The organism is Streptomyces sp. NPDC051211, assembly GCF_040689505.1.
In the GTDB taxonomy this organism is placed as follows: domain Bacteria; phylum Actinomycetota; class Actinomycetes; order Streptomycetales; family Streptomycetaceae; genus Streptomyces.
Map to the genome: position 1 here is coordinate 22,268 of NZ_JBFBAV010000020.1, position 11,635 is coordinate 33,902.

Here is an 11,635-nt window from a genome sequence, read left to right on the forward strand (position 1 = left end):
AGGGCTTGATCTTGCCCGGACTGACGAAGGGCCAGATCTGGTGAAAGCCAGTTAGGGAAACAAAAGAATGGCATAGTGGTTTCATGACCCGTAACTACGCCGATCTCTCTCCCCATGACTTTGAGGTACTCGTCAGGGATCTACTTCAGGCTGAATTTGGCGTGCGGATGGAGACTTTCCCAAAGGGCAGGGATGGCGGTGTTGACATCCGATTGCATCATGGCGGAATGGATTCCATCGTCATCCAATGCAAGCACTCACCCGGACGAACCTTCTCGCAGATTCGAAGCCAGCTCGAACTAGAGGCCAGAAAGATCGGCAGCAGATTTGCGGGTAGGTACATGTTGGTAACGTCAGCCTCGCTAACCCGTGCCAACAAAAAGGAAATCGCACAGATATTCTGCGGTGCACGTCTGAGCGAAAGAGACGTTCTCGGCGTCGATGACATCGACAACCTCCTCACTCGACACCCTCAAATTGAGACCCAAAACTTTAAGCTCTGGATTACCTCGAGCGCCGTACTGCAACGGCTATTGAATTCTGACTTGCACCTGAGGAGTACCGGCCTAGTTGAGCGGATCATTAAACGGCGCCGGCTTTACGTGCACAGCGAAGCACACTCTGCGTCTCTGGAGATACTAAAAAAACATCACGTGTGTGTGATTTCCGGTGAGCCGGGAATCGGTAAAACCACACTGGCTGAGACGCTTCTCGTGAGGCTCATGGCGGACGGTTGGGAAGTTCACACTGCATCGGCAGACATTTCTGAAATTGAGCGCCTTTGGCAACCAGGGAGGAAGCAAGTATTTCTCTATGACGACTTCCTGGGGCAGAACTCACTGCTTGACAGTTTGAACAAAAACGAGGATAGCCGTCTAGTACAGCTTGCTGAGAAAATTGGCCAAGATGCCAGCAAGCGTCTGATCATGACGACGCGCGAGTACATCTTACGCGAAGCGAGACAGGTATATCCGCGCTTGAGGTCTTCCCCGCTGCTCTATGAGGACAGGGTCACCCTGAACCTCGCCGACTACACGAGGTTACAGAAAGCTCAAATCTTCTATAATCACATTCACTTTGCCGAAATTGGCGAGGAATCACTCAGGTCAATCCTCACCGAAAAGAGGTATGTAGAGGTTGTCGAGCACGCGAACTTTAGCCCGCGAGTGATCGAGCTCGTTGCCTCAAATTTTAAGAACTCTGGGGTCCCGGGGCGGCACTTCTACCGGTACACAATGGATGCGCTCAACAACCCTCGCGAGCTGTGGGATAGCATCTTTCAGGAGCAGCTCTCACAAGCTGAACGCGGTGTTCTGGTGGCCCTAGCCACAGTGCGACGACCCGTGGAAGCATCTGATCTATTTAAGAGTGTTTCTGCCTATCAGAGGGCAGCGGGCATGTCACCCGATAGCCCCCATCGCTTGAGTCTAGCTCTCAAGAAACTGCAAGGAACATTCGTCCACGTCATCTCGGATGCGCGTCTAGATGATCAGGTCAATGGAATCCACCCTGGAAACCTCTCAACAGTTGTCCAGTTGGCCAACCCTTCGTTCATTGATTTCATCTCCTCGTACCTTTCATCTCACCCTAGCGAGATTTCCCAAGTAGCTCAGGGTGCTGCTTTTTTTGAGCAGGTCGAGACGCTCGTGAACTGGGATATTGGCGGTAACCTCGATGAGCGACTTATCCCCTCCCTGATGGATGCCTTTTTTGGCGGGCGCACCAAGATAAAGAATCTTCCTCGTTTGGCGCCCGGGCAGCAGCATGTGCTCATGGATGCGCTGAGGCGTTTGGAGACTACTCCGTCTTGCTATTGGACCACGGAGGCAAGCGGGTATTCCATCAAGATTAGACAGTCGACCTCCGCCTTGAATCGCCATCTTGTTATGCTGATGCTGGATGCGAAATACCGGCGAACTCTCCTATTCGGGCATACGCTTACCCTGATGCTTGACGGATTGACTCAACGTATCGGGGCCGCACAGACGCTCCTAGTCACGCAAGAGATCCGACTGATCTCTTACTTGGCGAAATATTCTGAGATTAGCGACTCTGTTGTAAGGGTGAGGGATTCGCTTGCTGTGAGGCTCATGAATGTCTTGGAGTCTCCGGAGGATTTCGAGGTAGCCCTTTCTCCGTTCACGGATGTCGACGTAAAGCCCTCCGACTGGTCGAGGGCGGCCGAGTCTGAGCTGAGGAGTAGGTTCCAGGACTTTGTTTCCGAATGGGACCTTGAGGAATCGGGGAGGGTAAACACCGTCGCAGATTGCGAGGATGCAATCGATAGACTCGGTTCTATTATCGAGCATTTCGAGCTGACTGACACAGATATGCCAATCCTGAAAGACCGTCTGGCACTTTTGGAAGATGAAGTCGCACAGGACTTGGATTTTCGAGAAGAGGAAACTACTGACGGCGACGAGACTATAATTTACCCTCCGCGGCCGTCAGTGACGCGAAACTTTGATGTGCAAATCGATCCTGTCGACGAGCTTTTCGAGAGTCTCGGAGAATAGGGGGATTGCAGAGCGTCGGCGTGAGCCACATCTCACCCCCGCTGTCATCCCGTCTGCCGTTGACCCACACGGAGTGATAGCGGGGCAGGCTTCTGGGGCCCAGTTGGAGCGCCCTGCTGGACGAACGACCTGGGTCCCAGAAGCCTGGTCTGCTATGGCTTGCCTGGGTCGACGGCAGACGGGATGACAGCTCCCCACCCCCACCACAAACCGGCCCGCACCCGCACGGCCGGCCCCGGTCATCCCGGAGCCTGAGCGCCCCCGCCGGAGGCACGTCTTTGAGCGGCTGGTGATGTCGCCTTAGGATCCCGCTGCTCGGCCTCCGATGGCTCGGCGCGCGCTCCGCTGGGGCCTGTGTCAGGGGCTGAGCCTGGCAGTGTTGGGCGGAGTCATGGTTTCGCTCGGGCACAGGTGCTTGGTGGGTGTGGGCCAGCGTTGTGGGCTCGGGTGCTCAGCCGTACCGCGGTTGTCCCACCATCGAACCCGTGCCGTCTGGCGCGCGGCCGGCGGCTGGGCTGGAGCGGGGCGGAGACAGGAGCGCAGGCCCGGGCGACGGGCGCGCTCGCCGCGCTGTGCGCGGCGGGTGCCTTGATGAAGTAGGGAAACTCTTACCGCGTGGCCTCAGCGCGGAACTTGTCGAGCAGCTCGAAGAAGAGGTCCATGGCCGGTACGCCCCGGTCCTCAGCCGTGAGCTCGATGGCGTGACCCCAGGTCAGACAGTGGTACTGGCGCCTATCTGCGTCCACAGCCACTCGGCGTCGTCCGGCTGCACGATGCACGGCACGGGACCGCGACGCTGTTGACCGCTGCCGGCGTTCCGCCTCGGGTGGTGATGGAGATCCTCGGGCACTCGCAGATCGCCGTCACCATGAACGTCTACGCCCACGTCGTGCAGGACACGCAGCGCGAGGCCATCGGGCACATGGACCGGCTGTTGAGGGGACGGCGTGGTCGTTCCTGACCGTCCCCGTTGATGTCAGATGTAGATGTCAAAGGCCCCCCGCCGTGATCGGCGGGGGGCCTTTGTACTGGTGGGCGCGGACGGTTTCGAACCGCCGACATCTGCTTTGTAAGAGCAGCGCTCTACCCCTGAGCTACGCACCCGTGGATGAGTGGACAGCCTACATGGAGGGCGCACCCCCGACGCAAACGCGTAAGGGTGGGAGAGAATGGAGCAAGGCAGGGCGGGGCACGGGCGGACGGGGTACGGGAGAGGGATTGTGACGACGGCATCCCGGCGGTGGTTCGGTGGGCGGGACGAGAGCCGGCGGGCGGATGCGCAGGCCGCGAAGGATGCTGCCGCCGCCGCTTTCTACGAGCTGGACACGGCCCAGCGGGATCTGCGGATCTCGGTCGAGACGATCGCCGCGGTGGACGGGAGTCCGGCGGGGCGGCAGGCCGTCGAGGGGTTCGGGGCGCTGGGGCGGCGGATCGACGAGGTCAGCCACGCGTACATCGAGGCCGTCGACGCGCACGATCTGGACCGGGACGACCTGGACGGCGGGACGGCGACGCTGGCCAAGCAGCAGTTGGTGCGGGCGCGGGAGGATCTGGTCCGGGTCAAAGGGGAGCTGGAGCGGTACGCGCAGGGGCTACAGCCGCTGCTGGACCGGGCGGAGAGCCAGCTGGCGCAGGTGGCGCCGGCCAGGGAGCGGGCCCGGGCCGCGTTGCTGGCCGCGAGCAATGCGCTGGACGCGGTGCGGGCCGGCGGGATGCGGGCCGATGATCTGGCGGTGCGGCTCGCGGCGCTCGGGCCGGAGCTGACCAAGCTGACACAGGGGGCCGGGCAGCACGGCGTACCGGAGACCCTGCAGCGGGCGGACCGGATCCTGCGGGACTCGGAGGCGATCCGGGCCGAGGCGGAGCGGCTGCCGGAGCGGGCGGCGGAGATGGACCGGCGGCTGGTGAGTCTGCGGACCCGGGCGCAGGCGCTGCGGAACCGGGCCGAGCGGGTGGATCCGGTCCTGAGCGAGCTGCGGCGCAGGTTCTCCGCGGCGTGCTGGCAGGACCTTCAGCCGGTGCCGGAGCAGGCCGCACGTGATGTGGCGCAGGCCGAGGAGCGGCTGCGGGAGGCGGCGAAGGCCCGGGAGGAGCAGCGGTGGGCGGATGCCACCGCGCTGTTCGGGACGGTGCGGGCGCTGCTGGATGCGGTGGACGGGGCGGTGTCCGCGGCGCAGGACCGGCTGGAGCGGCTGGAGGCGGTGGCCCGGGACCCGGAGGTCGAGGTCCGGCGGACCCGGTTCGCGATCCGGGACGCCCAGCGGCTGGCGATGGAGGGCCGCAGCGTGCCCGACCCGCGGCATGCGCGGCCGCTGGACGATGCGGTGGCCCGGATGGACCGGGCGCTGGCGGGGCTGGAGGGGCGGCACCCCGACTACTGGCATTTCCTCCAGGAGATGGAGGAGGTCCGGGTGGCGGTGGGCCGGGTGGTGGCGGACATGCGGGGCCGACGCGCGGTCGAGTGAGCGGTCGAGTGAGGCCGGAGTTGTCGCGGGCTGGGCATCGGCGGATGCTGGAGGTGCGGGAACGGAGCGGAGGAGGGCGGTATGGCCAGCCACGTTTTCCACAGGCCTCGTGCGCGCCGGGTACCCCCGGTACCGGTACCGGTACCGCATGAGACTCACGGGCCTCATGCGATTTACGGGTGCCACGAGCCCCATGAGAACTATGCGCCGTACGTGCCCCACGAGCCTTATGCGCCCCGCCCGCCACGTGATCTCCACCGGACGCTGCGTCGCATCCTGCATCCGGTCAATGCCCGGCTCGACGAGCACCTGCCCACCGATCACAAGCTCAGCAAGGTCTACCGGGTCGGCGCCGGTCTGACCGGGCTGCTGCTGGTCACCTTCGGCATCCTGGGCCTCATCGACCGGATCGGGTTCTTCGACACCGGCGGAGACACCGTGCTCGCCCTGAACACCAACGGCGCGCTGAGTGTCCTGTCGATCTGCATCGGGGCGCTGTTGTTCGTCGGGATGGTGATCGGCGGGACCTTCGCCTCCACCCTGAACATCGTGATCGGGGTGGCGTTCATCCTGAGCGGGTTCGTCAACCTCGCCCTGCTGGACGGCGATTTCAACTTCCTGGCCTTCCGGATCCAGAACGTGCTGTTCAGCTTCGTGGTGGGCGTGATGCTGATGTGGTTCGGGATGTACGGACGGGTGGGCAGCGCGTTGCCGCACGACAACCCGTACTGGCAGGCCCGGCATCCCGAGCAGGCCGCCCGGGAGCGGCGGGCCGTCGGCTCCGGCCACCCCTTGCCCCGATAGGCGCGGCAGGCGGGTGGGAACCGCCCGCGAGGGGCTGGGACGGGCGACGGGCGGGGCCTAAAGTGGGCGCATGCCTCGTTACGAATACCGCTGCCGGACCTGCGACAACACCTTCGAGGTGAGCCGGCCCATGGCCGAGTCGTCCGCGCCCGCCGACTGCCCCGTCGGGCACGCCGACACCGTCAAGCTGCTCTCCGCCGTCGCCGTCGGCGGGACCGGCAGCGCCCCCGCCCCTTCCGCCGGAGGCGGCGGCGGAGGCGGAGGCGGCGGCTGCTGCGGTGGAGGCGGCTGCGGCTAGACCCGCCGGCCCGGCAGAACCGGCCGGCCTGGCAGAACCCGCCGGCCCCGCCAGACCGGCCGGCCCGGCTAGACCCGCCGGCGCGGCTAGACCGGCCGGCCCGGCTAGACCGGCCGGCCCGCCTAGGCGACCCGGCGCGAGAGGGTCAGGCCGTCCGAGATGGCCAGCAGGACGCTGTCCATCCGCCGGTCCGCCCGCACGTGGTCGTTGAAGGCGCGGACGCCCGCCGCCGAGCCCGTCGCCGACTCGTCGAGCACCGAGCCGTGGAACAGCGTGTTGTCCGTGACGATCAGGCCGCCCGGCCGCATCCGCGGAACCAGCTCCTCCCAGTAGGCGATCTGGCTCTCCTTGTCGGCGTCGATGTACGCCATGTCGACGTGCGGCTCCGCCGGCAGCGCCCGCAGCGTGTCCAGCGCCGGCGCGATCCGCAGGTCGATCCGGTCGGCGACGCCCGCCGCCTCCCAGGCCTGCCGGCCGTACTCCGTCCACTCCTCCGAGATGTCGCAGGCGATGATCCGGCCGTCCGCCGGGAGGGCCTGCGCCATGGACAGGGTGGAGAAGCCGGTGAAGGTGCCGACCTCCACGATCTGCCGGGCGCCGGTCAGCCGGACCAGGAAGGCCAGCAGCGGCCCCTGCTCCTCCGCCGACTGCATGCCGGCCGAGTCCGGGAACTTCTCCCAGGTGGTCGCGATCAGCCCGCGCTGGACCTCGTCCAGCGGCGGGTTCTGCGCCAGCATGTACGCGTACAACTCGTCGGTGATTTTGGTGCTGTTGCCCTTGGTCATGAGGTCAGTGTGCCAACCGCCCGGCCGAATTCCCGGATGATCCGCTCCCCCGCCAGCACCCCGGCCTCGGTCAGCGCCCGCACCCCCGGAGCGGCCCACTCCGACTCCGCCAGTTCGCCGTGTCCGGGCCGCCAGGCCTGGTCGGCGGCCAGCAGCAGATCCGCGTCCAGCAGCGAGTCGCCCGCCGCCAGGGTGTGCTCCGCGCCGATGCGCCGGGCCACCTCCCGCATCGCCGCGCTCTTCGTCAGCGGCCGCGGCACCGCGTAGATCTTGCGGCCCTGAAGGGAGACCGACCAGCCCCTGGCATCGGCCCACTCGGTGAGGGCCTTCAGCCACTCCGGGGGCACCAGCGCCCGCTCCACCACCAGATAGGCGAACAGGTCCTCGGCCACCCGGGCCTTGCGCAGCCAAGCCGGGTCCGCAATGGCCAGCAGGTGGCCGTGCACCTCCTCCAGCGGGGCGCACTCCCGGGCGAGCCGCTCCGCGACGGCCCGCCGCCAGTCCCGGTCCGGGACCCCGTCCACCAGCAGCTGGCCGCCGTTGGCGCAGATGGCGTACGGCGCCGGCCGGCCGGGGAAGCGGATCCGCTGGTACTGCTTGCGGGTGCGCGTGGTGGTCGGGACGAACACCACATCGGGCCGGGCCGAGAGTTCGGCCAGCAGGGCGGCCGCCGTCTCCGTCATGAAGGAGAGCGGCTTGGCCTCGTGCACCTCCACGCACAGCAGCCGCGGAGCCTCCGGGTCGGGCATGGTCAGCCCGAGGGCCGCCGACGAGTAGATGAGCGTACGGTCCAGATCGCTTGCTACCAGGACAGTCACGAGGTGGCCACAGCCTTTCCGTCGGCGCCGGTCGCGCCGCGTGTGAAGCGGGGGTGGATGAGTCCTACGCAGGTGTACGGCAGCCCGTCGACCTCCTCCACCGGCACCCCGCGCTGCTCGGCGAGCAGCCGTACGTGGTCCAGGTCGGGTCCGGCGCCGCGCTGGGCCAGGATCTTCCACGGCACCCGGCGGAGCAGCACCCGGGTGGTCTCGCCGACGCCCGGCTTGACCAGGTTCACATCGTGGATGCCGTACTCCTCGCTGATCCGCTCCACCGCCGCCCAGCCCTCCCAGGTGGGGGTGCGGTCGGCGGCCAGGAGGTCCTTGACCTCGGCGTCGACCGCGTCGGAGACCTCACCGAAGCAGGCGGCGACGGTGTCCACGAAGGCCGTGGAGACATCGGCACCGGCCAGTTCCCGGTAGAACTTGGCGCCGTGGAAATCGGCCGGGCCGACCAGGTCGGAGCGGAGCACCGTCCGGGATATCAGCCCGGAGACGGTGGAGTTCAGGCAGGCGGACGGGATGAGGAAGTCCTCGCGGGTGCCGTAGGTGGCGACGCAGCCGCCCGGGTCGGCGAGGACGACGATCTCCGGGTCGAAGCCCGGGCCTCCCTCCCTTTCCTCATGGGCTGCCAGCGCCTCGCGCAGTTCGCGGGTGATGGCGCCCTTGCCGGTCCAGCCGTCGACGAACACGACATCGGCCGGGTCGTGGTGGGCGGCCAGCCAGCGCAGCGCGTTCGCGTCGATGCCGCGGCCGCGCACGATGGAGACGGCGTAGTGCGGCAGGTCCAGGCCGTGCCGGTACTGGGCCCAGCGGCGCATCAGCACCCCGACCGGGGTGCCGGCCCGGGCCAGCGAGACCAGCACCGGGGACGGGGAGCGTTCGGCGAGGACGGTCTCGGTGACCGTGCCGACGGCGCGGGCGATCCGGCTCGCGGACGCGGCCAGGGCGGCCTGGTAGAGCTGCTGGTACTGGGCGCTGGGCTGGTACTCGACCGGCAGCGACTCGGCGTAGTGCGCACCGCCCGCCTGGATGGCCTCCTCGCGTTCCTCGGTGGGGGCCTCCAGCCGCACCTCGGAGAGGTCCTGGAGGAGCCAGCCGACGTCCTCGGGGGCGTACGAGGAGAAGGCCGGGCCGCGCAGGGGCTCGGGCAGCATGGTCGGCTCCTGCCGGTCGGAAGCGTCGGGTACGTACGAGGGGATCACCGCGAGCAGCAGCCGGCCGGTGTGCGGGCGCAGCTGCGCCAGGAGCCCCGCATGGAGTTCGGGGGTGTCGCCCGCGGAGTCCACCACCGCGACGACGGTGTCGAAGCCGGCTCCGGCGACGTTGTACGCGAAGCGCGGGCCGGGGCCGTCGGCCGGGGCGTCGTGCGCGGGGAACTCGAGCCGGGTGCGGATGGCGTAGCCGGGGTCGTCTACGGCGAGCACGGGCGAGCGGGTGGTCGTGGAGAACCGCACCTCGGCGGCGGCCCCGGTCTCCTCCAAGGCGGTCGCGAGCCGCAGCGGGGCGTACATCAGCTCTTCGTTGCCGAGTACGAGGACCCGCCCGGGCCGCGCTCCGAGCGCCGCGGCGAGCTGCCCGCCGAGCCGGGGCAACGCCTCGTCCAGCCGGATCCGGTGCGCGGGGGTGAACCCGTGCCGGCCTCCGTCGGGGACCCCGGCGGGCCAGTCGAGCACGACGCGCTCGACCCCGCCGGCCGACCCCGTGGCCTCGTCGACCCCGGCGGCCGACCCGGCGGCCTCCGCCGGGCCCGCCCCGGCGAGCTCGGCCGGAACCGGCGCCACGGCCTGCCCGGCGTTCGCGGCGTCCGCGGCGTTCGCGGCGGCGGCCCCGGCAGCCCCGGCAGCCCCGGCGGCTCCGGCAGCCCCGGCGGCCCCGGCCGAAACGGCCTGCCCGGCGTTCGCGGCAGCCGCAGCCTGCGCCGCCTCCGCCGCCCGCGCCGCCTTCGCCTCGTACTCCGCGACCAGGGCCTGGCCGCGCTCCAGCACCCCCTCCGGCAGCTGGACCGTACCGCTCGCCAGGGCGATCAGGTCGACGCGGGCGCCGAGCTCGGCGGCGAAGGCGGCGAGCCGGCCGCGGTCGGCCGGGGAGCGCATGTCGACCAGGGCGACCACCACGTAGTGCCCGCGCGGATACCGGGCGTGCAGGTCACGGATGGTGTTGAGGACCGTGTTCCCGGTGGAGAACTCGTCGTCGACCAGAACCAGCGGGCCGGTCCCGGCCAGCAGCTTCGGGTCCTCGGGCAGCAGCAGGTGGGAGGTGGCGTGCGAGTGGGACTCCTCGAAGCCGCCGGCCGGGGTCAGGCCCGGCACGGGGCGGCGGGTGGAGTGCAGGTAGGGGGCGACGCCCAGGCCGTCGGCCACGCAGTGGCCGAGCCCGGTCGCGGTCTCCGCGTAGCCGAGGACCACCGCCGACTCCGCGTCCGCGCCGAGCAGCTCCCGGACCCGCTCCCCGAGCCCGTACCCGGCGTCCCGGACCACGGCCGGGGACTGCGGGACGTGCTTGCCGAGCACCTGCGAGACCAGCAGGTGGGCCCGCTTGGGGTTGCGCCGCAGCGCGAGCCCGAGCAGGCCGGACAGCTCGTCGCCCGGCCCGGAACCGGCCAGCCTCACGCCCAGCCGCTCCGCCACCCACGTACCCGACCACACCGTGTCGATCGTCTTGCCCTTCGTCGTTCCTGCACGTGTGCCGGACATCAGACCTGGAGTCCGGCCGTCAGGAGGTCGACGAAGCCGACCTCCTCCTTCGCCACCCCGAAGACCTCGGCGCGCAGCATGGTGCGCTCGGCCCAGGCCCGGTGCGGCTTCACTTCGTTCATCTTGTTCGTATAAGCGGAGCGCAGCACCCCGCCGCCGCCCCGCTCCGGCCGCAGGATGTCCTCGGCGTCGCTGAATTCCTCGTGGGAGACCACCGACAGGGCGTTCACCGGGGTGGTGTGCGCCGGATGGATGCAGGTCTTGCCGAGGAGGCCGTTCGCCCGGTCGAGTGCGATCTCGCGCAGCAGGCCGTCGAGGTCGTGCTCTATGAGCGTGGTGCGCAGCTCCTCGGCCTGGCCGTCCAGGAAGGGGCTGCGGCGCAGCTGGGGCTTGAACATGCGCTCCTGGTGCCGGAAGTACTCCCAGACCGGGCCGGTGACGGTGAAGCCGGTGCCGTCGGCGCGGCTCAGCACGTTGACCACGTCGGCGATCACACCGGCGACGATCTGGACGTCGTAGGCGGTCATGTCGGGGGTGCGGCGCAGCCCGTAGGCCGAGCAGAAGTCGGTGACGCCGAGGCGGAGGGCGAGGACCCGGTCGCGGTAGCGGTTGACCGTGCGCGAGATGCCCGCGAGGGCCTCGACGCGGGTCTCCAGGTGCAGCAGTTCGGGGGATTCGAGGACCGGCATGGCGTAAAGGCGTTGTCCACTGGTGGCCTCGGCGGCCGCCACGGCGTCCAGGAAGGCCGTTCCGCGGTCCTCGGTGAACTTGGGAAGTACGAATCCGGCCAAGCATCGGACGGTGCCGCCGAGCCTGGTCACCAGGTCCGGGATCTGCTCCGGGGTGCGGACCCGGATGAAGAGCAGCGGGAGCTCCGCGGCCGCGTCGGCGGTCTCCGCGTCGAGCTCGGCGAACTGCCGGACCAGGTTCTCCTCGCCGCCCGCGACCTCGGCGTCGCCGATGGAATCCTCCAGGCAGAGCACCATGGACACGACTCCGCGGGCCGCCTGCTTACGGATGTCGGCGGCCAGCCGGGGACGCGTCGCCGGGCTGTAAAGGGTGGCACCGAGAGCGGCCGCGAGGATGCGCACCGGCGAGTCGGCGGTGAATTCGCCCGGCTCCCGGTGAAAGAGGTCCTTGCGGACCGCGGGCGATATGTGCCCGAAATGACGCATGTGCTTCCCCCGTACTGCTTCGGCGGCCCAACTGGCGTGGCCGGTAATAGTACGTACGAATGAGATTCAAGAGTTCCC

At 68.3% G+C, this 11,635-nt stretch carries 9 protein-coding genes, 1 tRNA gene and 1 pseudogene; 5 read left to right on the forward strand and 6 right to left on the reverse strand.

From position 1 onward, the window contains the following. The first annotated feature begins 83 nt into the window (after positions 1-83). A complete protein-coding gene (locus AB0447_RS20575) occupies positions 84-2,516 on the forward strand; it encodes a restriction endonuclease (RefSeq protein WP_366478124.1) in 2,433 nt (810 codons plus the stop codon). Between the two features lie 608 nt (positions 2,517-3,124). On the opposite strand, the gene AB0447_RS20580 is transcribed toward AB0447_RS20575, so the two are convergent. Then, complete coding sequence (locus AB0447_RS20580; RefSeq protein ID WP_366478125.1) at positions 3,125-3,262, reverse strand: hypothetical protein; 138 nt, start codon at positions 3,260-3,262, stop codon at positions 3,125-3,127. Positions 3,263-3,273: 11 nt separating this feature from the next. Between AB0447_RS20580 and AB0447_RS20585 the strand changes: the two are divergent. Continuing rightward, a pseudogene (locus tag AB0447_RS20585) lies at positions 3,274-3,477 on the forward strand (tyrosine-type recombinase/integrase); the annotation flags it as partial. Positions 3,478-3,545: 68 nt separating this feature from the next. Here AB0447_RS20585 and AB0447_RS20590 read toward each other — a convergent pair. After that, a tRNA-Val gene (locus tag AB0447_RS20590) sits at positions 3,546-3,620 on the reverse strand. A gap of 65 nt (positions 3,621-3,685) precedes the next feature. Between AB0447_RS20590 and AB0447_RS20595 the strand changes: the two genes are divergently transcribed. From AB0447_RS20595 to AB0447_RS20605, 3 genes are all read left to right on the forward strand, one after another. Beyond that, entirely contained in the window at positions 3,686-4,981 is a 1,296-nt protein-coding gene (locus AB0447_RS20595) for a hypothetical protein (RefSeq protein ID WP_366478126.1), read from the forward strand. 81 nt (positions 4,982-5,062) lie between these two features. Next, complete coding sequence (locus tag AB0447_RS20600; RefSeq protein ID WP_366478127.1) at positions 5,063-5,785, forward strand: DUF4383 domain-containing protein; 723 nt, start codon at positions 5,063-5,065, stop codon at positions 5,783-5,785. Between the two features lie 70 nt (positions 5,786-5,855). Next, on the forward strand, positions 5,856-6,083 hold the full coding sequence (locus AB0447_RS20605) for a zinc ribbon domain-containing protein (protein ID WP_366478128.1): 228 nt from the start codon (positions 5,856-5,858) through the stop codon (positions 6,081-6,083). A gap of 122 nt (positions 6,084-6,205) precedes the next feature. Here the strand turns inward: AB0447_RS20605 and AB0447_RS20610 are convergent, their stop codons facing one another. Genes AB0447_RS20610 through AB0447_RS20625 form a run of 4 tightly spaced genes read right to left on the reverse strand, consistent with a single transcriptional unit; the run spans position 6,206 to position 11,557 of the window. Then, positions 6,206-6,868 carry an O-methyltransferase gene (locus AB0447_RS20610; RefSeq protein WP_366478129.1) on the reverse strand — a complete coding sequence of 221 codons (663 nt, stop codon included), beginning with the start codon at positions 6,866-6,868 and terminating at the stop codon, positions 6,206-6,208. After that, positions 6,865-7,686 (reverse strand): HAD family hydrolase, encoded by an 822-nt coding sequence (locus AB0447_RS20615; protein WP_366478130.1) that lies wholly within the window; start codon positions 7,684-7,686, stop codon positions 6,865-6,867. Before AB0447_RS20615 ends, AB0447_RS20610 begins: the two co-directional genes overlap by 4 nt. Next, a complete protein-coding gene (locus AB0447_RS20620; protein WP_366478131.1) occupies positions 7,683-10,382 on the reverse strand; it encodes a phosphoribosyltransferase in 2,700 nt (899 codons plus the stop codon). The genes AB0447_RS20615 and AB0447_RS20620 overlap by 4 nt, the downstream gene beginning before the upstream one ends. Further along, on the reverse strand, positions 10,382-11,557 hold the full coding sequence (locus AB0447_RS20625) for an HpcH/HpaI aldolase/citrate lyase family protein (RefSeq protein ID WP_366478132.1): 1,176 nt from the start codon (positions 11,555-11,557) through the stop codon (positions 10,382-10,384). The genes AB0447_RS20620 and AB0447_RS20625 overlap by 1 nt, the downstream gene beginning before the upstream one ends. Between the last annotated feature and the right edge of the window lie 78 nt (positions 11,558-11,635).

Bases quoted from the DNA above. Each gene is read 5' to 3' on its own strand.
- AB0447_RS20625 (WP_366478132.1), bottom strand. From the start codon at position 11,557: ATGCGTCATTTCGGGCACATATCGCCCGCGGTCCGCAAGGACCTCTTT.
- AB0447_RS20605 (WP_366478128.1), top strand. From the start codon at position 5,856: ATGCCTCGTTACGAATACCGCTGCCGGACCTGCGACAACACCTTCGAG.
- AB0447_RS20610 (WP_366478129.1), bottom strand. From the start codon at position 6,868: ATGACCAAGGGCAACAGCACCAAAATCACCGACGAGTTGTACGCGTAC.
- AB0447_RS20620 (WP_366478131.1), bottom strand. From the start codon at position 10,382: ATGTCCGGCACACGTGCAGGAACGACGAAGGGCAAGACGATCGACACG.
- AB0447_RS20575 (WP_366478124.1), top strand. From the start codon at position 84: ATGACCCGTAACTACGCCGATCTCTCTCCCCATGACTTTGAGGTACTC.
- AB0447_RS20600 (WP_366478127.1), top strand. From the start codon at position 5,063: ATGGCCAGCCACGTTTTCCACAGGCCTCGTGCGCGCCGGGTACCCCCG.
- AB0447_RS20595 (WP_366478126.1), top strand. From the start codon at position 3,686: ATGGAGCAAGGCAGGGCGGGGCACGGGCGGACGGGGTACGGGAGAGGG.